General features: G+C 70.8%; 24 protein-coding genes. 5 read left to right on the top strand and 19 right to left on the bottom strand.

Going from position 1 to position 26,851, the window contains the following annotated elements; translation table 11 throughout:
- Positions 1 to 227: 227 nt before the first annotated feature.
- From ACFPA8_RS11645 to ACFPA8_RS11655, 3 genes are all read right to left on the bottom strand, one after another.
- Positions 228 to 887: a TetR family transcriptional regulator gene (locus ACFPA8_RS11645; protein WP_386446485.1), complete on the bottom strand. Its 660-nt coding sequence runs from the start codon at positions 885 to 887 to the stop codon at positions 228 to 230.
- Between the two features lie 164 nt (positions 888 to 1,051).
- The gene (locus ACFPA8_RS11650; protein ID WP_386446488.1) at positions 1,052 to 2,023 is read right to left on the bottom strand and encodes an NAD-dependent epimerase/dehydratase family protein; all 972 of its coding nucleotides are present in this window, start codon (positions 2,021 to 2,023) and stop codon (positions 1,052 to 1,054) included.
- A gap of 11 nt (positions 2,024 to 2,034) precedes the next feature.
- Complete coding sequence (locus tag ACFPA8_RS11655) at positions 2,035 to 2,652, bottom strand: ScbR family autoregulator-binding transcription factor (RefSeq protein ID WP_386446491.1); 618 nt, start codon at positions 2,650 to 2,652, stop codon at positions 2,035 to 2,037.
- 103 nt (positions 2,653 to 2,755) lie between these two features.
- Here ACFPA8_RS11655 and ACFPA8_RS11660 point away from each other — a divergent pair, with 103 nt between their 5' ends.
- The gene (locus tag ACFPA8_RS11660) at positions 2,756 to 3,766 is read left to right on the top strand and encodes a ScbA/BarX family gamma-butyrolactone biosynthesis protein (RefSeq protein ID WP_386446494.1); all 1,011 of its coding nucleotides are present in this window, start codon (positions 2,756 to 2,758) and stop codon (positions 3,764 to 3,766) included.
- Positions 3,767 to 3,951: 185 nt separating this feature from the next.
- The gene (locus ACFPA8_RS11665) at positions 3,952 to 4,803 is read left to right on the top strand and encodes a putative protein N(5)-glutamine methyltransferase (RefSeq protein ID WP_386446497.1); all 852 of its coding nucleotides are present in this window, start codon (positions 3,952 to 3,954) and stop codon (positions 4,801 to 4,803) included.
- 91 nt (positions 4,804 to 4,894) lie between these two features.
- Here ACFPA8_RS11665 and ACFPA8_RS11670 read toward each other — a convergent pair whose 3' ends face one another.
- Entirely contained in the window at positions 4,895 to 6,385 is a 1,491-nt protein-coding gene (locus ACFPA8_RS11670) for a purine-cytosine permease family protein (protein ID WP_386446500.1), read from the bottom strand.
- Between the two features lie 579 nt (positions 6,386 to 6,964).
- On the opposite strand from ACFPA8_RS11670, the gene ACFPA8_RS11675 reads away from it, so the two are divergent.
- A complete protein-coding gene (locus ACFPA8_RS11675; protein WP_386446503.1) occupies positions 6,965 to 7,870 on the top strand; it encodes an oxygenase MpaB family protein in 906 nt (301 codons plus the stop codon).
- A 151-nt stretch (positions 7,871 to 8,021) separates the two neighbouring features.
- Here the strand turns inward: ACFPA8_RS11675 and ACFPA8_RS11680 are convergent, their stop codons facing one another.
- The 8 genes from ACFPA8_RS11680 to tap form a co-directional block, all read right to left on the bottom strand.
- Positions 8,022 to 8,936: a phytanoyl-CoA dioxygenase family protein gene (locus tag ACFPA8_RS11680; protein WP_386446505.1), complete on the bottom strand. Its 915-nt coding sequence runs from the start codon at positions 8,934 to 8,936 to the stop codon at positions 8,022 to 8,024.
- Positions 8,937 to 9,153: 217 nt separating this feature from the next.
- Entirely contained in the window at positions 9,154 to 11,385 is a 2,232-nt protein-coding gene (gene katG, locus ACFPA8_RS11685) for a catalase/peroxidase HPI (protein ID WP_386446507.1), read from the bottom strand.
- A gap of 633 nt (positions 11,386 to 12,018) precedes the next feature.
- The gene (locus ACFPA8_RS11690; RefSeq protein WP_386446510.1) at positions 12,019 to 12,498 is read right to left on the bottom strand and encodes an HIT family protein; all 480 of its coding nucleotides are present in this window, start codon (positions 12,496 to 12,498) and stop codon (positions 12,019 to 12,021) included.
- A gap of 9 nt (positions 12,499 to 12,507) precedes the next feature.
- On the bottom strand, positions 12,508 to 12,669 hold the full coding sequence (locus ACFPA8_RS11695) for a hypothetical protein (RefSeq protein WP_386446513.1): 162 nt from the start codon (positions 12,667 to 12,669) through the stop codon (positions 12,508 to 12,510).
- A 215-nt stretch (positions 12,670 to 12,884) separates the two neighbouring features.
- Positions 12,885 to 13,364, bottom strand: coding sequence for a hypothetical protein (locus ACFPA8_RS11700; RefSeq protein ID WP_386446516.1), 480 nt, complete (start codon positions 13,362 to 13,364; stop codon positions 12,885 to 12,887).
- Between the two features lie 913 nt (positions 13,365 to 14,277).
- Complete coding sequence (locus ACFPA8_RS11705; protein WP_386446519.1) at positions 14,278 to 14,694, bottom strand: VOC family protein; 417 nt, start codon at positions 14,692 to 14,694, stop codon at positions 14,278 to 14,280.
- Between the two features lie 76 nt (positions 14,695 to 14,770).
- Positions 14,771 to 15,328, bottom strand: a complete 558-nt coding sequence (gene tpg / locus ACFPA8_RS11710; protein WP_386446522.1) for a telomere-protecting terminal protein Tpg — start codon at positions 15,326 to 15,328, stop codon at positions 14,771 to 14,773.
- 9 nt (positions 15,329 to 15,337) lie between these two features.
- Positions 15,338 to 17,545 (bottom strand): telomere-associated protein Tap, encoded by a 2,208-nt coding sequence (gene tap / locus ACFPA8_RS11715; protein ID WP_386446525.1) that lies wholly within the window; start codon positions 17,543 to 17,545, stop codon positions 15,338 to 15,340.
- A 314-nt stretch (positions 17,546 to 17,859) separates the two neighbouring features.
- Here tap and ACFPA8_RS11720 point away from each other — a divergent pair, with 314 nt between their 5' ends.
- Together ACFPA8_RS11720 and ACFPA8_RS11725 are read left to right on the top strand one after the other, a co-directional pair.
- The gene (locus ACFPA8_RS11720) at positions 17,860 to 18,207 is read left to right on the top strand and encodes a hypothetical protein (RefSeq protein WP_386446528.1); all 348 of its coding nucleotides are present in this window, start codon (positions 17,860 to 17,862) and stop codon (positions 18,205 to 18,207) included.
- Between the two features lie 193 nt (positions 18,208 to 18,400).
- Positions 18,401 to 18,886 carry a peroxiredoxin family protein gene (locus ACFPA8_RS11725; protein WP_386446530.1) on the top strand — a complete coding sequence of 162 codons (486 nt, stop codon included), beginning with the start codon at positions 18,401 to 18,403 and terminating at the stop codon, positions 18,884 to 18,886.
- Between the two features lie 320 nt (positions 18,887 to 19,206).
- On the opposite strand, the gene ACFPA8_RS11730 is transcribed toward ACFPA8_RS11725, so the two are convergent.
- From ACFPA8_RS11730 to ACFPA8_RS11760, 7 genes are all read right to left on the bottom strand, one after another.
- Entirely contained in the window at positions 19,207 to 19,623 is a 417-nt protein-coding gene (locus ACFPA8_RS11730) for an ATP-binding protein (protein WP_386447620.1), read from the bottom strand.
- 262 nt (positions 19,624 to 19,885) lie between these two features.
- Positions 19,886 to 20,233, bottom strand: a complete 348-nt coding sequence (gene mnhG / locus ACFPA8_RS11735) for a monovalent cation/H(+) antiporter subunit G (protein ID WP_386446533.1) — start codon at positions 20,231 to 20,233, stop codon at positions 19,886 to 19,888.
- Positions 20,230 to 20,595, bottom strand: coding sequence for an MrpF/PhaF family protein (locus tag ACFPA8_RS11740; RefSeq protein ID WP_386446536.1), 366 nt, complete (start codon positions 20,593 to 20,595; stop codon positions 20,230 to 20,232). The genes mnhG and ACFPA8_RS11740 overlap by 4 nt, the downstream gene beginning before the upstream one ends.
- Positions 20,583 to 21,221 (bottom strand): Na+/H+ antiporter subunit E, encoded by a 639-nt coding sequence (locus ACFPA8_RS11745; protein WP_386446538.1) that lies wholly within the window; start codon positions 21,219 to 21,221, stop codon positions 20,583 to 20,585. The genes ACFPA8_RS11740 and ACFPA8_RS11745 overlap by 13 nt, the downstream gene beginning before the upstream one ends.
- A complete protein-coding gene (locus ACFPA8_RS11750; RefSeq protein ID WP_386447623.1) occupies positions 21,218 to 22,960 on the bottom strand; it encodes a Na+/H+ antiporter subunit D in 1,743 nt (580 codons plus the stop codon). Before ACFPA8_RS11750 ends, ACFPA8_RS11745 begins: the two co-directional genes overlap by 4 nt.
- Positions 22,960 to 23,574: a Na(+)/H(+) antiporter subunit C gene (locus ACFPA8_RS11755; RefSeq protein ID WP_386446541.1), complete on the bottom strand. Its 615-nt coding sequence runs from the start codon at positions 23,572 to 23,574 to the stop codon at positions 22,960 to 22,962. Before ACFPA8_RS11755 ends, ACFPA8_RS11750 begins: the two co-directional genes overlap by 1 nt.
- Positions 23,571 to 26,660, bottom strand: a complete 3,090-nt coding sequence (locus ACFPA8_RS11760; RefSeq protein WP_386446544.1) for a Na+/H+ antiporter subunit A — start codon at positions 26,658 to 26,660, stop codon at positions 23,571 to 23,573. The genes ACFPA8_RS11755 and ACFPA8_RS11760 overlap by 4 nt, the downstream gene beginning before the upstream one ends.
- Between the last annotated feature and the right edge of the window lie 191 nt (positions 26,661 to 26,851).

The raw sequence follows: 26,851 nt of genomic DNA on the forward strand, positions 1-26,851 counted from the left end.
GGCGCGAGACGTGATGCATGGCGGGAACTTCTCGGCCCCATTCGGGCGGCGAGGGGTCAGGGGCACGCCTGCACGTGAGGTCGGCAGGTCTCCGACTCCCCCGTCGGGTGACCTGCCCGGCGTCGCATCGCCTCCCGCGATCGCGGCCGCCGCACTCGGGGAATGCGGCCGCCACACTCTGTTTCGCCGGATCACCCGGCCATGGCCCGGCCTCGGCTGCCGCCGGATCACTCCGTCTTCTGCAGCTCGCACCCGGAGATCCGCAGCCAGTCCGACTCGGTGCCCGCGATCCAGAGGTGCTCGGGGCCGGGCTGGGAGACCAGCCCGTAGAGCAGCAACTGCCAGTGCGCCGCGAGGCGTTCATGGGGGTCGAACCCCTCGTCGGCCTGATCCGAGTGGGCCGCCGCGGCGAGACCGAACGCCACTTCCGCCACCGTCTCCGCCGTCGTCTCGCGGCGCAGTGTCCCGTCCTTCTCCGCTTCCCGGGCGACGTCGGTGAAGACCTGCCGCCAGCATGCGAGCGGATTGACCTCGGGGTCCGGCGGCGTCTCCAGCTCACGGGAGAGTTTCACGGCGGCCCGGGCCAGATGATCGTGCGCGAGCTGTTCGGCCACCAGGTGCGTCAGGTCGATCAGCGTCTGAAGCGCCGGCTGGTCCTTCGCCCGCAGCAGCTCGGTGGCCTGGAACGTGCGGGTGCACGCCTCGCGCCGGACGGTGTCGGCGAGTTCCTCCTTGCTGCCGAAGTGGAAGGACAGGGCGCCCTTGCTCATCGCGGCCGCACGGCTGACTTCGAAGAGTGTGGTGCGCTGGTAACCGGAGCGGTCGAAAGACCTCGCCGCGGCCATCGTCAGTGCGTGCCGCGTGAGTTCTGCGCGCTCTTGCCTCATGGAGCCTGTTCCCTTCGTGCGTACGGGTCCGCGGGGAAACGGACCGTCAGGGGCAGCAGCTACGGGGAGCACTGCCACCCCAGACAAACATACAAAGTGTTCTGTTTTCATGCGCAGGAAGGGACCACAGAGCTGCAGGAGGAGTGAGATGTCCTGTACGTCCGTCAGGCGCCGCGGAGTTGGCGGCGGTACCAGCCGGCCGCCCCGCTCAGCCTCGCCAACGGGCCGGGGCCCGGGTCGCATCGGCAGGCTTCCCAGAGCGACTCCCCCCGGTAGAAGTGGTCCTGGGCGAGCAGCGCCAGCTGCCGCTCACGGATACGGCCGGGGTTGGCACGCAGCAGGGAAAGGCACTCCTGCCAGGTCAACTCCCCGCTCAGCGGCGGGAGTACGTTCAGGGAGGCCAGGGTCTCCAGCAGGTCGCGCAGGCGTACGGGCCGGGGATGTACCGCGTGATGTACGGCTCCCCCCGTCCGGGGCAGGCGGAGCACGGCGCCCGTGACGAGACGTGCCAGGTCCTCCACCGCGACCAGTGAGAGCCGTCCGCTGCCACCCATCCAGTAACCCGGTACGCGCCGGGTGAGTTCGGCCAGCGCCGGCACGACCCAGCGGTCTCCTTCACCGGTCACGAGACCGGCCCGCAGCACGACGGCACCCCGCTGCAACGCGTGTGTCTCCCCCGCCAGCCGGGTCCGGCTGGCGGGGGAGACAGGGGCCGGTTCCAGGTCGCCGACGGCCGCACCCCGGTGGGGACCCCGGCCGTAGACGGCCGTCGTGGAGAGGTGGACGATGCGCTTCACGCCCGCCCTCGCCGCTTCCCGCATGAGCGCGGCCGTCCCCAAGTCGTTGATCAGTTCGCACTGTTGCTCGTCCGAACCGACGTGTGAGGCGGCGTTCACGAGTACGTCCGCTCCCGCGCAGACGCCGGAGAGCGATTCGGGACGGGCCAGGTCGGCGCGGACCTGCTCCACCCCGGCCGGCAGCGGAACGTGTCTGCGGGTAAGGGCCCGTACGGTCAACTCCGGTGCCGCTTCGGGGGGTTGGCCGGGCTCCGCAGTGGAGGGGACACCGTCCGCGCCGGTCGCGGTGAGCCGTCCGAGGACGGCGGAGCCGATGAACCCCGTCGCACCGCTCAGCACGACTCGCACGGTCAGCCCGCCGCGAGCAACGGCGGCTCCGGATTGACGATCATCTCCGCGGCGACCTGGGGCGGTGCGATGCCCAGCAGCATGTAATGCCACAGGTCGGCGATCCGGTCGGGAAGGTCGGCACGGGCGTTGGCGAGTTTCGAGAAGTGCTGCACGCCGGTGTAGCAGCCGACCAGCAGCACAGCGAGACGGTCGACTTCGACGTGGCTGCGCAGTTCCCCGCGGGTGGCCGCCGCTTCGAGCTGGCCGCGGAAGACCTCCGCCCACTCCTGGTACGGCGAGTCGTCCACGAAGCCGATCTCCTCCTGCTCCACGGCGAGCCGCACACCGGCGCGCAGCAGCTTGTTGGTCTGCAGCTCATGGGCCAGCAGGAGCGTCGTGTCGATGAGCCGCTGGAGTCCGTCGGGTCCCGGCGGGAGGACCACCGATTCACGCTGGGCGAGCATCACCGTGCGGGCGAGGTCCAGTTTCGAGGAGAAGTGGAAGTACAGAGCCCCCTGGGTGATGCCTGCACGGTGCATGATCTCGGCGATCCTCGCTGCCCTGTAGCCTCCCTCGTCGAAGACCTCGGCCGCCTTCTCCAGAATCAACTGCCGCGTCTCGACGGCTCGCTGCTGCATCGGTTTCGTTCTCGCTGCCACCATCCGGCCTCGCCACCAAAGGTTCTATGGTTTCCGGCACAAGTCACTCACTCTGGACACCATCCCACCCGGAGGACCGCCGATGACCGTCACCCCCGCCGTGCCAGATCTGCCGGAGAGCACAGCCTACTCGTCACCGGTCCCCCGCGAGTTCGTGCACAAGTCCGCGCACACAGAGGTGCTGCTGACGGGCTGGAAGCAGCTCGGCGAGCGGGAGTTCGAGGTGGGTGCCCAGTGGCCGCGGGACCACGGTTACTGGCGCACCGGCCGCGGGGGCGTGCAGGATCCGATGCTGCTGGTGGAGACGACCCGGCAGGTCCTGCCGCTGCTCTCGCACGCGGCGTACCGCGTGCCCCCGGACCACCAGTTGATATGGGACCACCACCACTGTGCGTTCGCCGCGCCGCTGTTACGGGTGACGGACCGTCCCGCCGAGGTCGTCCTGCGCCTGTCCGTCTCGCATCCGCCCCGGCCAGGCGGCCGGTTACGAAGACTGGCCGTGAAGATGACCGTCACCGGTGAAGGACGCACGCTGGGCACGGCCTCGACCGTCTTCAGCGCCCACAGCCCTGAGGTGTACGCCCGCCTGCGCGGGTCCCGTACGAGGCCTCCCTCCGAGGCGATGTCGGCGGCCCTCCCCCCGCCGGCGCCGGTGGTTCCCGCACTCGTCGCGAGGGAGAGCGAGCGCGAAGTGGTGCTCGCCCCCGCGGGGGACGAGTCGCGCCGGCAGTTGCGCGTGGTCACCTCCAGCCCGTGGCTCTTCGACCATCCGGTCGATCACGCTCCGGGAATGCTGCTGATGGAAGCGGCCCGTCAGTGCGCCCACCTCGTCCTGCAGGGCCGGCAGTCCCGTCTGCTGCATCTGGTGCGTATGGAGGCCGCGTTCACGCGGTACGTCGACCTGGACGAACCCGCCTGGGTCGACTGGTCGGAGCCGTCGGCCGACGGGGACTCCTCCGGCGGCGCGAAGGAGGAGACCCTGACGGTCGGGATCACACAGCGCGGCGTCCAGGCCTTCACCGCCGTGGTGGGCTTCGCATCGGCGGCGGTCCTCCCCGGGGACGGAGGCACGGCGGGCTCCCAGGTGCGGTGAGGGCCCGACAGTACGCGCGCCGCGAGGCACCGCCCTCGGGTAGTGTTCGCTTCCCGGTACAGCGCGGAAGAGGAGGTGGGACCGATCACCGAAGCACCAGGTGGGGTGCTCTCCCCGGCTGCCGCGTTCTCGAACCCGACGTAGCCGGCCGGGAGCCCCCGTGGCACCTCTCGAAAGGCTCCCCGATGACGTCGCTGCTTCCCTCACCGCTCTCCCGTTCTGCTCTCGTCGCCGAACTCCGCGCCGCCGGCTGCGTGTTCGCCGAGGACGAGGCGGAGCTGCTGATGACCGCCGCGGGCACACCGGACGAGCTCGCGGCCATGGCGGAACGGCGGATTGCAGGTGAACCCCTCGAACACCTCCTGGGCTGGGCCGAGTTCTGCGGAATGCGGATGGCCGTGGAGGCGGGGGTCTTCGTACCGCGGCGCCGTACGGAGTTCCTCGTACGGCAGGCCGCCGCCGCTCTCGTCGCAGGCCGTGACAGAGACCCGGGCGCTGTTCCTGTCGTCCTCGACCTGTGCTGCGGTTCGGGCGCGGTGGGGGCGGCGCTCGCCGCCCGTACGGACGGACACATCGAGCTGCACGCCTGCGACGTCGATCCGGCCGCGGCACGCTGCGCCCGGCGCAACGTCGCCCCTTACGGCGGTCACGTCCACGAAGGAGACCTGTTCGGGCCGCTGCCCGCCCGGCTGCGGGGGCGCGTGGACGTACTGGTGGCCAACGTGCCGTACGTACCGGCCGGCGAGGTCGCTCTGCTCCCGCCGGAGGCCCGTCTCCACGAGCCCCTCGTGGCACTGGACGGCGGTCCGGACGGGCTCGACGTGCTCCGCCGGGTCGCCGCCGGCGCACCCGGCTGGCTGGTCCCGGGCGGCTTCCTGCTCGTGGAGACGAGCGGGCGTCAGGCGCCGTACGCCCTCGAAGCACTCGCGGCGTGCGGGCTGACGGCGGAGGCAGCCACGTCCGGGGAGTTCAGCGCGACCGTCCTCACCGCGACCGCGCCTCCGGCAGGACGGAACACGTCGGCCCGAGCGCGCTGAAGGAGTCGCGAGCCCGGTGCCTCTGGCCCTTGGCCGCTGCCGCTGCCGTTCGGGCGGGCTCCCGTTCCGTACGGGAACCCGGCTCAGGCGGTCAGTCGCCCGCCGTGCCCGCAACGGTGGCCGGGCCGGGGGTGGTACGCGCGTCCGAGACCGAGCCGGCCGGTGAAGCCGGCGCCGCCTCCTGCTCCTTGACCCTGCAGCGGTGGCACACCAGCGTCACGGCGAACGCCGAGGCGAGGGCGGAGAGCACCCCGAGGTTGGCGGACGCCCAGGGCCCCGAGGTCCCGCCCAGTCCCAGCGGACCGAGCAGGTAACCCTGCCAGGAGAGCCAGCCGGCGGCGGAGTTGGTCACCAGGCCCCATCCGGCAGCGGTGGCCGCGCACAGCACTGCCGCGGGCAGCCACCGCACGTCGCCGTAGCGGCCGGAGGGCGAGAAGAGGTCGGCGTCGTCGTACGGACGGGAGCGCAGCGCGACGTCGGCGAGCATGATGCCGCACCAGGCGGCGACGGGGACGCCGAGCGTGGTGAGGAAGCCCATGAAGGAGCCGAGGAAGTCCTCGGAGAAGAAGACGATGTAGACCGTTCCCAGCACCATGAGCAGCCCGTCCAGTGCGGCGGCGGCCCAGCGGGGCACCCTTACCCCCAGGGCGAGCAACGCCAGCCCCGAGGAATAGATGTCCAGCACCGCACCGCCGACCAGGCCCAGCACGGCGACGAGCGCGAACGGCACGAGGAACCAGGTCGGCAGCAGCGTCGTCAGCGCCCCGACGGGGTCGGCGGCGATCGCCTCACCCAGTTCGGGGGACGAGCCCGCGAGGAGCAGCCCGAAGACCAGCAGGACGACCGGTGCGGCCGAGGCACCCAGGGTGGTCCATCCCGCGACTGCGGCACCCGAGGTGCGGCGCGGCAGGTAACGGGCGTAGTCCGCGGCGGCGTTGACCCAGCCGAGCCCGAATCCCGTCATCAGGAAGACCAGCGCCCCGACGACCTCCTGCGCGGAGCCGACGGGGAGGCTCCCGGCCGTCTCCCAGTGGATCTCGTCGGCCACCAGAGCGATGTAGACGACGGTCAGCGCGGCCGTCACGAGGGTGATCGCCGACTGCATGCGCATGATGAGGTCGAAGCCGACGACCCCCGTCAGGACGGTCAGCGCCGAGACGACGATCAGGGCGGCGAGCTTCGTGGACGTGCCGCCGCCCCAGCCCAGCCGGTCGAAGACGGTCGACGTGGCGAGCGTCGCGAGGATCACCAGCACCGTCTCCCAGCCGACGGTCAGCACCCAGGAGACCGCGGACGGCAGCTTGTTGCCCCGCACGCCGAAGGCCGCCCGGCTGAGCACCATGGTCGGTGCGGAACCGCGCTTGCCCGCGACGGCGATGAAGCCGCACAGCAGGAAAGAGAAGACGATGCCCGCGATTCCGGCGGCCAGGGCCTGCCAGAACCCGATGCCGAACCCCAGAGCGAACGAGCCGTAACTCAGGCCCAGAACCGAGACGTTCGAGCCGAACCAGGGCCAGAACAGCTGCGCGGGGCGGCCCTTGCGCTCGGCGTCGCCGATCACGTCGAGGCCGTTGGTCTCCACGGTGATCTTCCGTGCCGGCCGGGAACCGTCCTTCCCTGCACGCGGTACGTCCGCTCCTCCACCAGGCACGTCGCCCCCCGTATCGCCGAATCGATCAGTGGGAGCGTTGCGTGAGCTGTGCAGGACGTCAAGTGGGCCTGTGCACGGGACAGTTGACGGGCAGATGGCGCCCACGGGCGAGGCGGCGAGTTCATCCGCCCCGGGAGGGACAGCCGTCGTCGAGCACGGGAACCACGCCGCACGCGTATCCCGTTCGGCCGTCCGGATCGGCGACGGCTGCGACATCGTCGCGAAGCCGGGGCCCGGAGGCCGGGGGCCGGGAGCCGTCACTTCACGCCCCGAGGAGCAGGCCGCGACAGCCGCACCGATGTCGCGGGCCGCCGTTCGGCCGGCGCTCTCCCCCGGCGATCAAGCCGCCAGGCGTTTCGCCGGGAGCCCCGGAGGACCACGAGGGTGCGGCGCGGGAATCTGCTCGGCACGCCTCATGGCGACGGGGCTCGACGGGGCCGGCAGGGAGGGCCGCGGCGCCGATCCGCCGGGAGATGTCCGCACCCGCGCCGCAACGCGGACAATGGAAGTATGGAGTGGCGGATACCAGGCGTAGCGGCGGCGCGGGAGCGGCTGGGCAGCAGTCTCTTCGAGCGGGTGGCAGGCCCGGCGGGCGCCGCGAACCGGTCCAGGATCCACGGGACACCCGGACCGAGGTGGTTCGCCGAGGACAGACCGATACGCACAGTGCACGGTGATGCCTCGATGTTCATCGGGGGTCTGAGCGCGCTGCTGCTCCAGTCGCTGCATCCCCTGGCCATGAGCGCCGTCGCGGCGCATTCGGGATACAAGGGGGACCCGTGGGGGCGCCTCCAGCGGACCAGCACCTTTCTCGCCATGACGACCTACGGGGCTGCGGACGACGCGCAACGCGCGGTCGATCACGTCAGGGGTGTGCATCAGCGTGTGAAGGGGCGGACCGTCGCGGGAGCGGAGTACCACGCGGCGGATCCGCACCTGCTCGCGTGGGTGCATGTCGCCGAGGTCGACAGCTTCTGGCGGGCCCATCAGCGCTACGGGGCGAAACCGCTGACGCCGGAAGAGTACGACGGCTACGTGGCCGACACCGCACGCGTCGGCAGCGCCCTGGGTGTCCTCGACCCGCCGCGCGACCGCCGGGAACTGGCCGAGCGGATCGCGGCGTACCGACCCGAGTTGCGCGCCACGCCAGAGGCCAGGGACGCCGCCCGATTCCTGCTGCTGCGTCCACCGCTGCCCCGGGCCGCCCGTCTCCCCTACGCGATAATCGCCGCCAACGCGATCGCGCTGCTGCCACCGTGGGCCCGGGAGCCCCTGGGCCTGCCTCACCTGCCCCTGCTGGAGAAGACCGGTGTGCGCTGGGCCGGATCCGGGCTGACCTCCACGATCCGCTGGGCCATGTCCCACCGTCCCCCCGCGGCCGCCCCACCCGCAGGGATGCCTGACCACGGTCGCTGACCCGGACGTGGCGAAGAGCTGCACCGCGGTGAAGCCGTTCAGCGACGACGACCTGATCGTCCCTTCCGCCTTCCACGCCGGTGAACAGCGGTGGCGGCGCTCCTGTCCGCACCAGTCGTACGGACGGGACCTCGGGCAAGCGGCCGGGGGCTCAGCCAGACTGACGCCAGGGTGTGAGGTCGAGCCCCGGATACCGCAGTGCCGTCCCTGCCAGCGTCTCCGGTGTCCAGTAAGGATGTCCGGGTGGCGGGAACCCGAATGCCCGGAGCTGGCGCGGGGTGGCCCGCTCGACGAACTCGGACCAGTCCTGCTGGACGGCGGAGTAGGCCCAGCCCCGGCGCTGACCCCAGTGGACGCCGGAGGGACGGAAGTTCAAGTGCATCGTGTAGCGGGCACCGCGCGGCGCGGTCATGGCTGTTGCGCGGTGGACGGTGCCGATCTCGAAGGCGACGACCGTTCCGGCAGGACCGGCTGCGGACACCTCCGCTCCGTACAGGTGCGGGCTTCCGCTGTCGTCGTGGAAGCGGCTCCTGCTTTCGAGACCGGACCGCAGATGCCTGTCGGGCACGGCGGGGAGGCCGGCCGTGTGCTTCCGGGAAACGAGGTGCGCAGGGCCGGACTCCTCGGGCACATCCGCCAGGTACACGAACATCTCCAGCTCCTGGAAGCCGGGCGCAGTGCTGGGCACCAGGAGGGTGTGGCCCGGGTAGTCGCGGTGCAGGTCCTGGTCGTAGTCGCTGGCACCGGTGTACTTCGCCCAGGCCTCGGCCCCGTAGATCTGGAAGTCCTCGTCCTCCAGCAGCGTCCCGGCGAGCGTCAGGATCCGGTGGTTGACTGCCAGCAAGCTGATCTCCGTGCTGGCGAACGGGAAGTAGTCGATCCCTGCGAACTGGTCACCGATGAATCGTTCGCGTCGCGGATCGGTTGCGTCGTGGAAGCCTTCGGCGGACGGGAACAGCAGGTCCAGTTCGCCCGCCGCGGGCTTCAGCTCGGCGGGCGGGATGAAGCCGGGGAGGATGACGAAGCCGTCTTCACGCCAGGCACGTGCCGCTTCTTGGAGGAACATCGGGTCAGGGTGACCACGGCGCGCGACGCGGGCAACTGGATTTCCCGTACGCAGTGCGGTTCCCCAGCCGAAACGGCTTGCGCCGACTCCCAGTTGTGCAACCCGCACGGCACCCCCAGGCGCCCGACGGCCAGCCGGGCAGAAAGCACGGCAAGCGGCCGGGGCTCCGAGGGCGTCCAGGCCGGCCTTGTCGGGCCGGCCTGGACGGGCCGTGTTCTCAGTCCAGGTCGAACCGGTCGAGGTTCATGACCTTGTCCCACGCCGCGACGAAGTCCTGCACGAACTTCTCCCCCGCGTCGTCGCACGCGTAGACCTCCGCGAGCGCGCGCAGTTCGGAGTTCGAACCGAAGAGGAGGTCGACACGGCTGCCGGTCCACTTGACCTCGCCCGTGGCGGCGTCCCGGCCTTCGTAGGTCTCGGCGGCCTCGGACGTCGGCTCCCACTGCGTGCCCATGTCGAGCAGGTTCACGAAGAAGTCGTTGGTCAGCCTGCCGGGGTTGGCCGTGAGCACGCCGAGTGACGACTTGTCGTAGTTCGCGCCCAGGACGCGCAGGCCGCCGACGAGCACCGTCATCTCGGGCGCGCTCAGGGTGAGCAGGTTCGCCCGGTCGATGAGGAGGTACTCGGCCGGGAGCCGGTTGCCCTTCCCCAGGTAGTTGCGGAAACCCTCCGCGGTCGGCTCGAGCGCCTCGAAGGACTCCACGTCCGTCTGTTCGGCCGATGCGTCCGTGCGTCCGGGCGTGAAGGGGACCTCGATGTCGTAACCGGCCTCCTTGGCGGCCTGCTCGACGCCCGCACAGCCGCCCAGGACGATGAGGTCCGCGAGCGAGACCCGCTTGCCTCCGCTCTGGGACGAGTTGAAGGCGTCCTGGACGGCCTCGAGCTTGCCCAGGACCGTCGCGAGCTGGTCGGGGTTGTTGACCTCCCAGCGGCTCTGCGGTTCCAGGCGGATGCGTGCGCCGTTGGCGCCCCCGCGCTTGTCGCTGCCCCGGAACGAGGAGGCGGCTGCCCACGCGGTGGAGACCAGCTCGGACACCGACAGCCCCGAGGCGAGGATCCGCTCCTTGAGGGCGGCGACGTCCGCCGCCCCGACGAGTTCGTGGTCCACGGAGGGGACCGGGTCCTGCCAGACCAGCGTCTCGCTCGGCACCTCGGGGCCGAGGTAGCGCGCGATCGGCCCCATGTCGCGGTGGGTCAGCTTGAACCACGCACGGGCGAACGCGTCCGCGAACTCGTCGGGGTTCTCGAGGAAACGCCGCGAGATCGGCTCGTAGACCGGGTCCATGCGGAGCGAGAGGTCGGTCGTGAGCATCGTCGGGGCGTGGCTCTTCGACGCGTCGTGGGCGTCGGGGACGGTGTCCGCGCCGGCGCCGTTCTTCGGCTGCCACTGGTTGGCCCCCGCGGGGCTCGTCGTCAGCTCCCACTCGTAACCGAAGAGGATCTCGAAGAAGCTGTTGTCCCACGTCACCGGGGTGTTCGTCCAGATGCCCTCGAGCCCGCTGGTGATCGCGTCGCCGGCCTTGCCGGTGCCGTGCGAGCCCTTCCAGCCGAGACCCTGCAACTCCAGAGGAGCGGCCTCGGGTTCGGGGCCGAGGTGGCTGTCGGGAGCCGCACCGTGGGTCTTGCCGAAGGTGTGCCCGCCGGCGATCAGCGCGACGGTCTCCTCGTCGTTCATCGCCATGCGGCGGAAGGTCTCGCGGATGTCGCGGGCTGCGGCGATCGGGTCCGGATTGCCGTTGGGGCCTTCCGGGTTGACGTAGATGAGGCCCATCTGGACGGCGGCCAGCGGGGTCTCGAGCTCACGGTCGCCGCTGTAGCGCTCGTCGCCGAGCCAGGTGGATTCGGGGCCCCAGTAGACGTCCTCGTCGGGCTCCCAGACGTCCTCACGGCCGCCGGCGAAGCCGAACGTCTTCAGGCCCATCGACTCCAGGGCGACGTTGCCGGCGAGGATCATCAGGTCCGCCCAGGACAGACTCTGGCCGTACTTCTTCTTCACGGGCCACAGCAGCCGGCGGGCCTTGTCCAGGTTTCCGTTGTCCGGCCAGCTGTTGAGGGGGGCGAACCGCTGCTGTCCGGCACCGGCACCGCCGCGGCCGTCGCTGATCCGGTAGGTGCCGGCACTGTGCCAGGCCATACGGATCATGAACGGGCCGTAGTGGCCGAAGTCGGCCGGCCACCAGTCCTTCGAGTCGGTGAGCAACTCCGCGATGTCCCGCTTCACAGCGGGCAGATCGAGGGCCTTGAACGCCTCCCCGTAGTCGAACTCCTCGCTCATCGGGTTGGCCACCGAGGTGTTCTTGGCGAGGATCTTCAGGTTGAGGCGGTTCGGCCACCAGCCGCGGTTCCCGCCCCCCTGGGTCGGATGCGGGGCGCGGCCGTGCACGACCGGGCAGCCACCTCCACTCTCCGTGCTCGCCTCTTCGACGACGGCATCGTGATTCTCAGACACGGAAATCCTCCACGCAGATAAGGGGTTGATCGCAAAACTAGATAGGGCGAGCACCGGGCACAAGCCCCCCACGGACGAGCACAACCTCGTCGCAGACGAAACGTGGCCGTCGGACGAACCGGGGCGCCGGGACGGGCCTGCGATCGCCGTCGCGTCCCCGCTCCCGAACTCCCGGTCGGTCTCACTGCTCCACAGACGCCGAGCAGCCCGGAAGCGTTCCGTACGACACCTGGGCAGGTGTCCTCTTCCACTGCATCACGCCGAAAGTTCTGGCACTTACGTGCTCCGGGCCTGGCAAGTGTGACTGAGCGCACTGGTCGGGCAGTTGGGCAGCGGCAGGGTATGGGCGTGGGTATCGGCAGATCCTGGTTGCTGATGCCGGTTCGAGCGCTTTCCCGCGACGCGGCACCGAGGTCCCCTTTGTCACCGGGATGGTTCAGTTGGCGTCTCGCCGTCCGTGAACTGGTCAGGCCTCACCGGCCGTGCCCGCTTGCTGCCGGGCCGAAGTACTCCCTGACGCCGAGTACGACTCCCCTGTCCGAGCCCGGTGTCCCGACCTGGTACGGGCCGGGGCGTCTCATGCGGAATCGGCTCACCGGGACCGCCGACGCAGCGGTCGGCGGACCCATGGCGTCAGGTCACCGATCGCAGCTGGTCCAATTCGCCGCCGATCGCATCTCGCAGCACGTCATGCTGCGGACCGAGCTGGAACCGCTCGTCATCCCACCGCTCACGCGGATAGAGCCACACCGGAGAACCCACCAAGTCGGCCGGCTCCCACTCGAACCGCGGCCAGACATGTGCATGCAGGAACGGGTCCGTGTTCCCCAGGATCTCGAGGTTGACCCGTCGGAAAGCCGGGTCCAGCCGCCGACAGGCACGCTCGACCGCTTCACCGAGCTGGTCCATGTCGGACAGGAACGACAGCCGCTTTTCCTTCGGCAGGTCCGACAGCCGCTGCACATCCGGTTGGTCCACGAGCAGAACCGAGTATCCCGGCAGGAACTGAATGTCGCCGATCACCGCGTACCCCGACGTCAGCCGTCGCAGCACCGTCGGGTTCTCGCCCCTCGACGCAGTCCCGATCCGATCCATCCGCCATTCAGCAGTCATGGCCGAAACCTACATTCCGGTGATCTGGGTCCGCTCTTCGCTCCGAACATGCAGCCAGAAGGCGACCGTCTGCGCCGGCATCTTCGCGCAAAGATCACCTCCGGCACCCAGACCACCGTCGAATAGCTGAGCCTGCCGGTCGGCAGGGGAGACGCCGAGCAGGATCGCCATCCGATGAGCACGTCTTCGGGTGTCGCAGTTGGAGTGATCTCGGCGGTCGTCACGTGTGACTTCATCTACATGTGATCGTGGATCCCGCCGTGGCGGCAATGTCATGCCGGGCCCAAGTCTTGCCGAGGTCGTTGTGCGCCAACCGGCCCCCGACCGGGCAAGTTAAGGGGGCGACCTCTGCTCAGACCGGCAGTCGGCGCAGAGGTTGCGACCCCTCAAGATGCCGGCAGTCGCTCTATCGTGATGGGCTCGGCCGACGGGATGTGGATCATGGAGCCGCCATCCTCGTAGTCCTGAAGCCAGGAGTGCTCCAGAGGAACGACAACCAACGTTCTGTCAGGTTGAGGTAGCCCATGGGCGTCCCGTGGCTCGCAGTGAATCACGGCGGCGACACTGACCTTCACCGTGGGAATGCCGACACGGCACTCGCCGCCTGCTGAGAGGTGCATGGGCTCGGGATCAGTACGGTAGAGCTCGCCCATCGACTCTGGTGAGTTCACCGCACGGGGAAGGGCACGCTGTGGTCCGTTGGCGTACCAGGGGCACCGGGGTGCAGGATCGATGGGAGCCCACGGCCAGTGCAGAACCGCATAGTCCTCCTCGACCTCAGCCACTGTGGTGGGGGTCCAGGGGCAGTGCACCTGGAGGATGTCACCTTTGCTGAAGGGGCGGGTGTGCGCCGTGGTGTCGAACAAGCTCTCCCCGTAAGGCCACTGATCACAAATCAGCCCGCGACGGTATCACGTGACGACCGGCGCTGAGCCTCGCCAAGTGGAGCCTGATCCTGGGGAATTGAAGGGTCCAGTCCAGCCGTACGGGCCACGGCGCCGGGCCGAGGTCAGGGTGCGGACGTTGATCCCGCGGCGCAGCCCCCTCGCGGCGCTCGCTTTGCTCCAGGAGCGTGCCGGCAATGTGCGGCGGCGGCCAACCCGTCGCTGCCACTCGCCGTGATGCCGGAACTGGTGCCGCCGCAGCAGTGAGCCAGCCCTTGTGTGCAAGCTGCGCTGCGGCCTCAGCACAGCGCCCGGCCAGCGCAACGGACTGCGTGCGACTGAGGTCCGCGCGATCAGCAAGATTTGCGGCGATGTCGGCGTCCGCGACCTCGATCAGCCGGTCGACCAGCTCGGACGGCAGGGCGGTATTGGCGGCGAGCCCGCACCGGACAGGGTTCACGGGCCCGACGTAGTGGGCTTCTTGAGGGGATGGCGCCCGGTTTTCGGCGGCGTCATGTGCCTGGCCCAGCGGCCCGACTCACCAGTGGCTGAACGCATTTCGGCGCCAATCCTGACCGGGTGAACTCCTCCTGCAGACTCGCGCCGGTCCGCCGCCGGAGGCACGTCCCGGTGGACCACCCAACGGCGTCGATGCCGGCCGACTCCCCTCAGCCGCAGCAAGACAACCGCGCGAGAAGTCCCTGAACCGCCATCCGTGTTGACCTACTGCTTCTGCGGGCAAGGCGATCGGACGCGGGCCGGCGACCTCCGCATGCCTCGCGGGGCTTCCCGTCAGCACCGAGATGTGACGATCACGGTGGCCTCGAGGCGTACGCCTCCCGCAAGAACCGCGACTGCCTGCGCCGCGGCCATCAACGAGGGGCTGTGACAAGTATCAACTGGGCTGCCGGCCTTGTGTGTGTGAGCCTCGAGAAGACATCGCGGCACGGTCGGACTCGCTGCGGAGCACGCAGAATTCGTTGCCTTCAGGATCTGCGAGGACGGCCCAGCCCGCGCCATCGGGTTCTCGGCGATCGGCGACGAGGGTGGCCCCGAGGCTGAGCAGCCGCTCGACCTCCTCCTCGCGCGAGGTCTTCGGGCGCAGGCACAGGTGCATCCGCTTCTTGACCGTCTTCGGCTCCGGCACCTGGTTGAAGTGCAGCAGCGGGCCCTCCGGCAGCATCACGTCGATCTCCGGGTCGCCCGGGTTGTCCTCCGGATGCAGCGGACAACCGGTCACCTCGCTCCAGAACCGGGCCAGCTCATAGGCATCCGCACAGTCGATCGCCACGTTCTGCAACACCGAGACCATGCACGTGAGCCTGCCCGAGCACCGGCACGCTGCTCAAGTTCCGTGTCACACAACACCAGCACTTTCGAAAAACGCCCTAGTAGTCGAGTTCGACGTAGTCGATGTCGGTGAACTCCACCAGCAGCCCCGGTGCGCGCCGGCCGCGGTCCTTGAAGTACTGCTCCTGCAGGCCCTCCGCGATGATGTCCCGCAGCTGCGCTTCGCCGGCCCCCGCCTTGCGGGCGGCGAAGAGCCGGCGTGCGTAGGCGGGCGGGAGGTGCTGGGTGATGAGGCGCTGACGGCTGTCGTCCGTGCTGCCGGGCGCGGCCGTGAAGCCGAAACGTGCGCGGGCCTCGACGGTGATGCCGGTGCTCGTCGCCGCCCTCCTCGCGGCACGGCTCTTGACCCGCGGCTGCCACTGCCGGCGGACCTCGGCGTCGAGTCGCGCCGCAAGCTGCGGGCGGGGCCTCTTGAAGGTGTCGTTCACGTAGCGTTCGACGGTCCGCTGAGAGACGCCCAGGGCCTGTGCGACCGCTCTCGTCGAACCGCGGGCCCGCTGGACGAGGAACCGCATGCGGGCCCCGGCGCTCTTCGGGAGAGGCCGGGTGGAGACGTTCTCGGTGGCCTGGTCGAGGCTGTCGCTGATGACTCCCACGAGTGCTTCCTACTCCCCGCCCTCGTCTGCGCCGGTGTCCGGGGCGTCGTCCTTGATGTGACGGGCCGGATTGTGACCGGCGTCCAGCAGTTCGGCAGCCCACAGGAAGGGCCTGGTGCCTTCGTGTTTGACCATGCCCGGGCTGACTCCCAGGCGGAACCCTCCGGGCAGCGGTCTGCCGTCTTCCGCGCGGGGAAGCAGATCCACCGGTGAGGGTCCGGGCGAAGCGTAGACGGCGCAGTCGGACAGCACCGCGAGGGGGAACAGCCCCGCGCCTTCGGCGAGTCTGCGCATCTTGCGGTGCATGTTGACGCGGGCGGAGGCGATGACCGCCGCGCGGATGTCCGGCCGCCACGTGGGACGTTCGAGCGCCGGCCAGCGCTGACCGGGCCGGTAGCGCGCTCCCTGCGGCCTTTCACGCAGCTTGCCGATGCCGCCCTTGACGGTGGCTTTGACTGCGGACAGCACTGCCGCGCGGGCAGGGTCGGCTTGCTTGTGGACGGCCATCGCCGCGAGGAAGGCGGCCTCGTCCAGGCCCGGTGTGACGCCGAGTTGCTCCATGGTGGCGAGGTAGGCGTCGCGCAGACGCTGGTACCACGGGTCGAGGTAAGGGCCGCTCTCCGGACGCAGGTACGCCTCGACCGGCCGTACGGAGTGGCCGAGTTCGGCCGCGTAGGCGACGGTCGGAGTCGCGTACCAGGCCGGGCCGCCGGGCCTCCCGCCGTGCGCGGTGAAGGGGTTGGGGAGACGGGGGTCGGTGTCGATGTGGGACAGGTCGACGAGCCAGCAGCCGGGTGTCTTCTTGTCGAAGACCGGGGCCTTGACGTGTTCCGGAGCGCACAGTCCCACCGCGAGCCTGTTGGCGGCCGCGGCGAAGGCCATGTTGACGTCCAGACCGACCGCGAAGCCGCTCGCGCACTCGGCGTCGGTGAGGAGTTGGGGGTCCCGGATCCACTCGTGTGCTTCCTCGTCGAGGGCGTCGTCCGCCGGGCGCCCGACTGCGACGGGGTGCTCCTCGGGGGCCTCGGGAGGCGCCGGGTCGACGGCGACGGTGAGGGAGCCGGGCACAGGGGCGGAGACGTAGCCGCCGGAGGCCGGGTCGTGAACTGCCCGCGTGGGCGGACGGAGCGCCGTCATCAGTTCGAGTCCGTTGACGGCGGCCGAGCCGCGTGGGGTGAGGACGTGCTGTGCGTACTCCCCCAGCACCTGGGCGAGTCGGGCCGGCGGCAGGCTTGCGGCATCGCCCCAGGTGCGGCGTTCGAGCGCGTCCCAGGGCAGTACCGCGAACTGGACGCACCGGCGCGTTCCGCCTTCTGCGGGACGGTAGATGCGGGGCCACGGGCCGAAGCCACGCCGGGTTAGCTGCCACCGGGCCTGCACGATCTCCCGTACGAGGGGATGGTCGTCCGGGAGCCGCAGGTTGCGGCGGTCCTCCAGCCGGGGCGGCAACCCGTAGCGCAGTGCGGCGGGTTCCGTCAGTACGAGCAGTGGGTCGGCGTCCCTGCCGGAACGGTGCAGCCGCGCGGCGCCGAGGTCGGCCTCGCCCAGCGCCCACTCGACGAGCTCGACGAGAGTGCGGGCCGGACAGTCGAGGACCAGACCTCCGGTGCAGTACGCCGTGCCGTCGCCGTCGAGCACGGCCAGCGGACCGTTGGCGAACCGGGGCCGGGAGCCGCCGGAGGTCGATTCCTCCGGCGGGGAAGGGGAGTTCGCACGGCGCTTACGGGGACGGGAGCCCGCCGTGCCCTCGCTCCGTAGCGGGGACGGCTTCGGCGCCGGCACCTGCGGCGGCTCCGGAGACCTCCTCACGGCGGTCGAGTCGGCGGACGCGGGGGGAGGGACCTCGGCAGCCACAGGCGGAAGCCCCGCTGCCGGCTCGGCCGAACGCGCAGCCGGGGGCCCGGAATCGGGCGCGGACCCCGGGACCGGAGCGGGGGCCGTGGCCGCCTCTGCCGCTTCCGGCGCCGGATACCGCGTGGCGAGGCCCTCCAACAGCCGCAGGTACGCCGCGCGTTGGGGAGGCCGCGGCTCGCTGCGTCCGCTCTCCCAGTCGGCGACGGTCTCCCTGCGCTTCAACTTCAGCGCCGCCGCCACCTGCTGCTGGCTGAGGCCGGCGGCGCGGCGCAGCCGTGCCCGCTCGGCCGGAGGGGGCAGCTCGCCGCTCGCCTGCTCCAGCAGCGCATCGACGGCCGCGAACAACTCCTCTTGACCGGCCACGGCTCGACCTCCCTCGTCCACGCCCGCCACCGCACGCAGCGTAGTCCGGAACGTACCCCGAGCGTACTTGATACGTACGGGCAACGATCTGGGGCGAACCAGCTGGTCGACCGGTGGGCAGAGCACGTCCGTTCCGGTCGGAAAATGCGCGGGGAACGTGCCGTCTCCGTCGGCCACCTGCCCTGACAGCCGTGTCAGCGGGATACTCGTGCGTAACAGTCAACACGGCCGCGACGGCGAATGATCTGTACGGGCAGGGGGGCGTGGGGAGTTCGGCTCCGCGCGTCGGCCCGTACGGTCGGACAAGGGCTTTCATGGGGACGGCGACGATTCAGGTACGTGTGCTCGCCGTTGCGGGGACGCGCGTGTGGGTGGCGGCGAGCGGCACCCTGTGCGTCCCGACGCTGCGGACGATGCACTACAGCCTGTGTGCGCGTGTCGTGGACGAACGGACGCAGTTCTACCTCGACTTCAACGACGTGCGCCGTGACGACTCGCTCTCCCCCGCCGAACTGCCGCGGCTGCTCCCGGCGGGCAGCCGCCTGCGGTTCCACGTCGTCGGGGCGGAACGAGCCACACGAGCGGCGCTAGAGGCCGATCCCCGCTGCCGTCTCTACCCGGACGTCGCCTCCGCATGGGAGAACTGGTCACGGCAGCCGTGAGCCCCGTACCGTCCGTCCCGGCACCCGCACACGCACGCACACGCACACGCACACGCAGCCCGATGGACGCCTGACACGGCGTGCGAACCACCGGCGCACGAAACGTCGGGCACGCACCACCTGGACACGAAAACCGACCCGCTACGGCAACCGCCCACGGCTGCCGTCCCGTTCCCGGATCTGGAGCCGCCCCGTGGCCGCAAGCCCTCAAATCGGTCAGCCCGCCCCCGACTTCACGCTTCCCGGCGGCGTCCTCAAGGACGGGGAGTTCGCGCACGGCGACTACGCGCTCTCCTCGCGGCGCGGTGTGCCGGTGGTCCTGGCGTTCTACCCGGGCGACGACACCACGGTGTGCACCAAGCAGCTGTGCTCGTACTCCTCCGGGCTGGAGCAGTTCGACGGGTGGGACGCCGAGGTGTGGGCGATCAGTCCGCAGGACCTCGGAAGTCACGCCTCCTTCGCCGCCAAGCACGGGCTGCGCATGCCCCTGTTGGCCGACACCGGACGCGAGGTGGCGCGGACGTTCGGAGTGGCCGCACCCGGAATCGGCCTGCGCCGGGCGGTCTTCCTCGTCGGACCGGACGGGACGGTGCGCTGGCGGCATGTCGCACTGCTCGGTGCGACCTACCAGCCGGTGGAGACTCTCACGCGGCACCTCGCCGAGATGAGCGACCGCTGAGAGTCCGCCCGAGCGGCGCGCTCGCGGTGCAGATGCTCCGCGACGAGACCGGAGCCGCCCTCGGGACCGCGGAGCGGCAAGAGGCGGTACCGGCCCGACAGTTGGGCACCGCAGCCGTCGTGGCGGTACGGGCTCGGCGATGGCAGAACGGGGGGTCGCTGTCGCGGCGACGACCGTCGCGGCGACAGCACCTGGACACCCGGGCACCTGGACACCCGGGCATACGGCCGTCACCGGCAGGCCGCCGGTCCGGTCCGCGGCAGTTGGGCTGGAGAGCTGGAGAGGGCTGGAGAGGTGGAGAGGTGTGCGGGGCTCGCGCGTCAGGCGGCGTCCAGCACAGCGCGCACAGTCTTGCCTCCGCCCGGTGCGACGCTCACCTTCAACTGCCGCGCCAGACACTGCACCAGCGCGACGCCCCGGCCGCTTTCGCCGTCGGCGCCGGGCGGACGGACCTTGGGCAGCCGGTTGCCCTCGTCCCGTACCTCGACCGTGACCTGGCCGTCCCCGCTGCTGAGCCTCAGCCTGCACCGGCCGCGTCCGTGCCGCGTGGCGTTGGTGACGAGTTCGGAGACGACGAGGTTCGCCTCGTCCACGTGCCTGGCCGCCTCGGGGGGCGTACGGGAACCGTTCAGGAAGCCCGTCGTGAGCCTCCTCGCCCAGCGGGCGGACACAGCCCTGCGCGGCAAGGTGTATTCGACGCGTGCGGTGGGCCGCAGGGGGCGCCTGCTCGCGCGCATGACGTTCACTTCCCCTCCATGCCGGCGGCGTCCGGGGTGACTTGACGCTCCAGGCGGATGCTGACCGGCCGCCGGTCTGTCGTACGGAATGCGATCTGGTGGTTCTCCTTCCCGTGCCCTCTTTCGGCATTCGCCCGAACTGCCCCGAGCTGCACCCGCCACGAGAACTCCACAATCCGGTCGTATTCCCTGCGGATCGGCTCATGCGGCGAGGGCGCGGGGGTGCGGGCGCGCACCGGCCTGCACCGTGGCCGGTCCGGCGTCAGAGCCTCCTGGACGCCTGACCGAACTCGTCCACCACGAGATGCTCGCGGTCGATCTTCCCGGAGCGGTACGCGGCCCTGCCGATCATGTGTGCCGCCACAGGCACGGTCACGAGCTGGGACAGCCCGACGAGGACGATCGTCCCCATGTCGGCGCCGTCGCGCAGCCGCAGTCCCGCGCCGAGCAGCACGAGCAGCAGCCCGAACGTCTGGGGCTTGGTGCCGGCGTGCATGCGCGACAGCACGTCCGGGAGCCGCAGCAGTCCGATCCCGGCCAGCAGACACAGCAGCGCACCGAGCAGCATGCACACTGCGGCTGCCGCATCGGCAGCGTCCGACCATTTCATCCGCCACTCCCCTGCTCGTCGCCGTTCGCCCCCGGCCGGCCTTCGGCGTCGTCATGTCCGGCTGCGTGCACGCTCTCGCCCTCGTCCGCGTCGTCGGTGCCGGCTTCGTCCCGCAGCGCGAGGAAGCGGGCGATGCTCACCGAACCGGTGAAGCCGAGGAAGGACAGCACGAGCAGCGCGGGCAGGTAGAACGGGATCTGCCGTACCGCTGTCAGCACACCGATCCCGGCCATGACCACCGCGACCAGCGCGTCGAGGGCCACGGCACGGTCCAGCATCGAGGGGCCCCGCACCAGGCGGACGGTCACCAGCACGCCGGACGCCAGCAGCAGCGCCACGACGACGTTCGTCAGCGTCTCCAAGGCCCGCCCCCTCTCCGGAAGTTGCCCGGACCGCCCGCCCCGAGGGCCTCGACGTCGGCGCGGGTGCCGAACGCCTCGACGACACGGGCCTCCAGCCGCAGCACCTCGTACCGTGCCCGCTCCCGCTCGGACTCCTCGCCCGCGCCCACCACGTGCACGAACAGCGTGCCTGAGGCGCGGTGCACGTCCAGGACGTTGCTGCCGGGGACCGCGGAGACGGCGATGGACGTCGCGGTCAGCATCAGATCGCTCGGGCAGCGCAGCCGTACGGCCAGCACGGCGCACAGCGGCGGTCGCAGCCCGAGGATGTACGGGTTGAGCCGCCAGCTGGAGACGACCATGTCCAGCACGAACCGGACAGTGAAGCGGGCAATGCCGGCGGGACGCAGCCGCACCTGGGTCTCGATGGGCGGCAGGGGGAAGACGACGCACACGACGACGCCGACCAGGAGACCCGTGAGGGCGTTCGCGACGGAGGGCGTGCCCCACAGCAGCATCCACAGCAGAGTCAGCCCGAGCACCATGGGCCACTGCGCGGCGCGCAGTCTGCCACGGGGCCACCGTCCCCCGCCGGGGAGGCTCCCGGCGCCGGGGTGGTTCCGGCGGCCGGGCCGGGGTTCACTCATCTGCCGGTCACCGCCTCGACGTAGGGCGTCCGGGCCGTCAGCTCGTCGGCCACGCGTTCGGTCAGGCTCGTGAGAGGGCCGGCCAGCACGGTGAAGGCCAGCCCGAAGGAGACCATCGCGATGGTCGGCGCAAGCATCGTCGCCGGCGGCTCGCCGGTGGTGATCGCCCGGCCGCCGAAGGTGGCGGCCTCGGTCCGTCCCGAGAGGACCTGTACGTCGGCCGGCCCGCCGGGGGTGCTCCCCGGTTCGCTGGACGTGCCGGGGACGTTCGCCGAAGCCGCGGCGCCCGCCCTGCCCGTCCCGTCGCCCTCCTCCCTGTCATCCGGCTCGTCCGGCTCGTCGGTCTCACCGATGTCGAGAACGACGCCGAGGACGTACAGCTCCGGCGGCGCGGCCCGCCAGAAGGCGAGGTTCCACGCCTTGGCGAGCGCGTAGAGCGTGAGCAGGCTGGTGACGGTGGCGGCGACGATCACCACGAGGACGAGTGCGCCACCGTGCAGGAACCCGGCGCGCAGCAGCCCGAGCTTGCCGAGGAACCCCGACAGCGGCGGCACGCCGGCCAGGTTCATGGCGGGGATGAAGAAGACCAGGCCGAGCACCGGAGAGAGCTTGGCGATGCCGCCCAGCCGCTGCATGTCGGTGGTCACTCCCCGGCGTTCGACGAGGCCGACGACGAGGAAGAGCGTGGTCTGCACGGTGATGTGGTGCGTCACGTAGAAGACGGCACCCGCGAAGCCCGCTCGGGACGCCAGCGCGATGCCGAAGACCATGAAGCCGATGTGGCTGATGAGGGTGAAGGACAGCAGACGCTTCAGGTCGGTCTGTGCGACCGCGCCGAGGATGCCGACGACCAGCGAGAGCAGGGCGAGGACGAGCAGCGCGTCGTCCAGCCGCCCGTCGGGGAAGAGCAGCGTCTGGGTGCGCAGCATCGCGTAGATGCCGACCTTGGTCAGCAGCCCGGCGAAGACGGCTGTGACGGGAGCGGGAGCGGTGGGATAGGAGTCCGGCAGCCAGGCGGCGAGGGGGAAGACCGCGGCCTTGATGCAGAAGACGGTCAGCAGCGAGATCTGCGCCAGCAGGCTCACGCCGTCGGGGAGCCGGTCGAGCCGCCCGGCCAGCTGGGCAAGGGTGACGGTCCCCGTCGCCGCGTAGACGACGGCGATGGCGGCGAGGAAGAGCACCGACGACAGCAGCGAGACGATCGCGTACGTCGCCCCGGCGCGGATGCGGGTGACGGTGCCGCCGAGGGTCAGCAGGACGTAGCTGGCGGTCAGCATGATCTCGAAGCCGACGTAGAGGTTGAAGAGGTCGCCGGCGAGAAAGGTGTCCGAGACACCGGCCACCAGCACGAGGTAGGACGGGTGGTAGATGGAGAGCGGAGTGGCCTCGTCGTTGTCGGCCATGCCCTGTCCGATGGAGTAGAGCAGGACGCACAGCGTCACGGCCGAAGAGATCACCAGCATCAGCGCCGAGAGTCTGTCGGCGACGAGCACGATGCCCACGGGCGGTTCCCAGCCCCCGGCGTACATCACCTGCGGGCCGTTGCGGTCGGCGTCGATGAGCAGCAGCAGCGCGACCACCAGGACGGCGGCGAGCACGACGGAGCTGATCACGCGCTGGGTGCGCTGGAGCCGTACGCCGATGGCGAGTTTCAGCCCGGCGGCGAGCAGCGGAAGGATCACCGGGAGCGGGACCAGCGCCGAGGACGCGGACACCGATTCGGCGGACGTCGCGGCGATCACCGGTCGGCCCCGAGGATCGTCTCCCACTCGTCGTCCTCGTCGGTGCCGGCCTCGGCGTGGGCGCCGCGCACCCGGTCGGCGCGCAGCTCGGCGCGGGCTCTGCGGCGGGCGTCCCGGTACTGGGCGCGGTCGCGTCGCAGGTGCCGGAGGAGGCCGCCGCCTGACACCTCCTCAGCGGTGCGGACGTCCTCGCGGCGTTTGGCGCGCTGTGCCCGGTAGACCGTGCGCAGACGTTCGCGTTCTTCTGCGTAGTCGGCACGCTGTGCGACGCGGAGGTCCTCCACGTCGTCCTGCACGTCGTCCGTCCCGGACAGCTGCCACGCCCGGTAGGCCATGGTGGAGAGGAACGCCGTCAGGGCGAGGCTGATGACGATGGCTGTGAGGATGAACGCTTGCGGCAGGGGGTCCGCGATGCGGCCCGGCTCGATGCCCGGGTAGAGCAGCGGTGCGCGCCCGGCCGCTCCCGAGGTGGCCAGCAGCAGGAGATTGACGCCGTTGCTGAGGACCACCGCGCCGAGGACGATCCGGGTGAGCGGGCGGCTGAGCAGCAGAATCGTGCCGACGGCGACGAGGGCGCCGCCCGCGACGACCAGTGCGAGCGTCTCGTTCATGGTCCCGCCTCCCCGGACGGCCCCCGGCCGCTTCCCCCGCCGCCCTCGCCGGTGCCGGAGCGCCGTCCGCCGCGTGACTCGTCACGCAGGTCCCTCTCCACGCGCCGGTCGATGCCGGAGCCCAGGCTGCGCAGTACGTCCAGGACGACGCCGAGCACCAGCAGGTAGACGCCGGCGTCGAAGAGCACCGGACTCGCGGCGTGGAAGTCGCCGATGAGCGGCAGACTGCCGTAGTACGTCGCCGACTTGAGGACGGACCCGTTCACGAGCAGCCCCACGAGTCCGGTGAGCGTCATCGTCAGCAGACCGAGGCCCAGCAGGAAGCCGGCGTCGACGGGCGCGGCAGCCGCCAGTTCGTGCCGCCCGCCCGCGAGGTAGCGCACCGCCAGCGCGAGACCGGCCACGAGGCCCGCGGTGAATCCGCCTCCGGGAAGGTTCTCCGCACAGAACAGCAGGTAGAGGGAGAGCACCACGATGGGGTGGTACACGAGCCGCGCCACCACCTCGAAGATCACCGATCGCCGCTCCGGGTCGAGGGTTCCGGAGGCGGTGAGCCATGTGCGCCGCGGGATGGCTCCCACTGCCCGCGGGTAGGCGACGCCTTCCGGACCGAGCACGGAGCCGGCACGCCTGCGGCCCGTCTCCGCACCGCCCGGCACCGCGGGCGATCCGGCGGGCCGGAGGGGCTCCGGCCCGCCGCGCGGAGGCCGCCCGACTGCTGCGGCGGTCTCGGCGGGGACGGCGCTTCCCGGACGGCGCCGCAGATAGACCAGGCTCGTCACCCCGACGACGGCGACCCCGAGGACCGCGGACTCCCCCAGGGTGTCCCAGGAACGGAGATCGACAAGGGTGTTGGGGACGATGTTCTTCAGGCCGTACTCGGCGGTGGCCTCCGTCAGACGCGGCCCGGCCGGGGCGTCCACGCGGGCGGCCCCGGCGACGTACGTCAGCACCGCGGCGAAGGAGCCGGCGGCGAGCCCGGTCACCGTCTGCGTGACGCGCCGTGGGGCGCTGGTATGCCGCCGGCTCGGGAACCGTGCGGGGAGGCGCCGCAGCACCAGCACGAACACGACGAGAGAGACGGTCTCCACGGCGAACTGCGTGAGCGCCACGTCCGGCGCCCCGTGCAGTACGTACAGCACAGCCGTGCCGTACCCGGTGACGCCCGCGAGGACGACGGCCTTCATGCGGTGACGGGAGGTCAGGCACAGCACGGCGACCACGCAGATGATCACGGCGACTCCGAGTTGTGGCACGGAGTCGTACCAGCGGAGCGGCCCCACATGCCTCCACGGCGGGTCGATGATCATTGCCGTGCTCTGGGCGGCGATCAGGAAGGCGAGCGCCGTCCCGAGGTAGACGGGCAGTGAACCCCGCTGCACCGCACCGGTGACTTCCAGCGAGCTCCGCTCCAGGGACCACAGCGAGCGGGCGAAGACCTGCGCCCCTTCCACCAGCGCCATCCGCTCCGCAAGCCGTCCGAGGGGACCCATGGTGAGGAAGAGCAGCGCGCCCGCCAGCCAGGTCAGCACGGAGAGCCACAGCGCCGCCCCGAACCCGTGCCACAGCGCGAGCTCGAACTCACTCCCCTCTGCGGGGAGTTCGTCGGCGAAGCGGGAGACCAGCCTGTCCAGGACGGACACCCCCGGCCCCAGGACGAGGCCCGCGAGAGAACAGAGCGCGGGCGGCACGAGAAGGAACGGTCCGCTTGCGCCGCGCAGCGGCGTGGCGATGGGTGACGCCTGCTTCGCCACGCCCCCTTCCTCCTCGCCGCCGGGGAGGGCGGGCGCGGGCTTCGTGCCGAAGGCGCCCCACAGGAACCGCAGGGTGTAACCGGCCGTCAGCGCCGACCCCGCTCCCACCACCGCGGTCAGCCACAGCTCGGCGCCGCCGCCCTGCAGGAAGGAGGTGAAGGCCGCCTCCTTCGCGGTGAAGCCGATCAGCGGCGGCACTCCCGCCATGGACGCCCCTGCGAGTACGGCGACCGCGCACACCGCGGGCATGGAACGCGCCAGCCCTGAGAGCTTGTCCAGGTGCCGCGTGCCGGTGGCGTGGTCGATGATTCCGACGACGAGGAAGAGCGGCGCCTTGAAGAGGGCGTGGGCCAGCAGCAGAGCGGCCCCGGCGAGCGCGGCGTCCCTTGTCCCGCTGCCGAACAGCACGATGAGGAAGCCGAGTTGGCTGACCGTCCCGTAGGCGAGGAGCCGTTTGAGGTCGGTCTCGCGCAGGGCCCGCCAGCCGCCGAGCAGCATCGTCACCGAACCGAGGACGAGGACGGTCACGCGCCACGGCACTGTGTCGGCGTACGCCGGAGCGAACCTCCCCACCAGGTAGACACCGGCCTTGACCATGGCGGCCGCATGCAGATACGCCGAGACGGGCGTCGGGGCCGCCATCGCGCCGGGGAGCCAGAAGGTGAAGGGCCATACCGCCGATTTCGAGAGGGCTCCGGCGAGTACCAGCAGCAGCGCGGCGGCCACGCTTCCCGACGCGGGCGGCGGACGCTCCAGAATGCCGGAGATGCTGAAGGTTCCCGCCTCCTGACCCAGGATCAGGAACCCGAGGAGCATGGCGAGGCCGCCGAACGTGGTGACCATGAGCGCCTGCAGTGCGGCGAGCCGGTTGGGCCGGCGTTCGGGAACGTGGCCGATGAGCAGGAAGGAGAAGACCGTGGTCAGTTCCCACAGGACGTACAGCACGATCAGGTCGTCGGCGAGCACCAGGCCGAGCATCGCTCCGGCGAAGGCCGTGAACGCCCCGGCGAACTGTCCGAGCCCGAACTCGGCCCAGCTGAAGTATCCCGCGCAGTAGACCAGCACCAGCGCCCCGACGGCCCCGATGACGAGCACCATGAGCAGTGCCAGCGCATCACAGCGGAAGGCGAGTTCGACTCCCAGCCCCTCCATCCACTGCCACTGCTGGACGAGCACTCCGCCGTCCGCGACCTCCGCGTACTGCGCGAGCGCCCAGCCTGCCGCCGCAGCCGGCACGAGGGCCAGTACGAGGAACGCGCGCGACCCCAGCCACCGCACCAGGAGGGGAGCACAGCACGCCCCGGCGAAGTGGAGAAGGATCAGCGACAGCACAGCGCGATGATCGCACGCCAAAACGGGCAATCCACGCAAAAGGAAGTCCCACTGACGGAGCCGTGCGCTGCGGCGCCGCGCGGCACAGCACACGGCCCAGCCAGTGGCGGCCACCGTCACGACTGGTGGGGCGAACCCCACCCCCCTGCCCCCGCTACCACCATCGACTGGCCGGCCCCGGCCGCAGAACA

The sequence above is a fragment of the Streptomyces ovatisporus genome, from assembly GCF_042653885.1.
In the GTDB taxonomy this organism is placed as follows: domain Bacteria; phylum Actinomycetota; class Actinomycetes; order Streptomycetales; family Streptomycetaceae; genus Streptomyces; species Streptomyces ovatisporus.

What these genes read in the sequence shown, in the direction of transcription:
- ACFPA8_RS11645 (WP_386446485.1), bottom strand. Translation starts at nt 887, where the DNA reads ATGAGGCAAGAGCGCGCAGAACTCACGCGGCACGCACTGACGATGGCC.
- ACFPA8_RS11655 (WP_386446491.1), bottom strand. Translation starts at nt 2,652, where the DNA reads ATGCAGCAGCGAGCCGTCGAGACGCGGCAGTTGATTCTGGAGAAGGCG.
- ACFPA8_RS11660 (WP_386446494.1), top strand. Translation starts at nt 2,756, where the DNA reads ATGACCGTCACCCCCGCCGTGCCAGATCTGCCGGAGAGCACAGCCTAC.
- ACFPA8_RS11665 (WP_386446497.1), top strand. Translation starts at nt 3,952, where the DNA reads ATGACGTCGCTGCTTCCCTCACCGCTCTCCCGTTCTGCTCTCGTCGCC.
- ACFPA8_RS11675 (WP_386446503.1), top strand. Translation starts at nt 6,965, where the DNA reads ATGGAGTGGCGGATACCAGGCGTAGCGGCGGCGCGGGAGCGGCTGGGC.
- ACFPA8_RS11680 (WP_386446505.1), bottom strand. Translation starts at nt 8,936, where the DNA reads ATGTTCCTCCAAGAAGCGGCACGTGCCTGGCGTGAAGACGGCTTCGTC.
- ACFPA8_RS11690 (WP_386446510.1), bottom strand. Translation starts at nt 12,498, where the DNA reads ATGACTGCTGAATGGCGGATGGATCGGATCGGGACTGCGTCGAGGGGC.
- ACFPA8_RS11695 (WP_386446513.1), bottom strand. Translation starts at nt 12,669, where the DNA reads ATGGCGATCCTGCTCGGCGTCTCCCCTGCCGACCGGCAGGCTCAGCTA.
- ACFPA8_RS11705 (WP_386446519.1), bottom strand. Translation starts at nt 14,694, where the DNA reads ATGGTCTCGGTGTTGCAGAACGTGGCGATCGACTGTGCGGATGCCTAT.
- ACFPA8_RS11720 (WP_386446528.1), top strand. Translation starts at nt 17,860, where the DNA reads ATGGGGACGGCGACGATTCAGGTACGTGTGCTCGCCGTTGCGGGGACG.
- ACFPA8_RS11730 (WP_386447620.1), bottom strand. Translation starts at nt 19,623, where the DNA reads ATGCGCGCGAGCAGGCGCCCCCTGCGGCCCACCGCACGCGTCGAATAC.
- mnhG (WP_386446533.1), bottom strand. Translation starts at nt 20,233, where the DNA reads ATGAAATGGTCGGACGCTGCCGATGCGGCAGCCGCAGTGTGCATGCTG.
- ACFPA8_RS11745 (WP_386446538.1), bottom strand. Translation starts at nt 21,221, where the DNA reads ATGAGTGAACCCCGGCCCGGCCGCCGGAACCACCCCGGCGCCGGGAGC.
- ACFPA8_RS11755 (WP_386446541.1), bottom strand. Translation starts at nt 23,574, where the DNA reads ATGAACGAGACGCTCGCACTGGTCGTCGCGGGCGGCGCCCTCGTCGCC.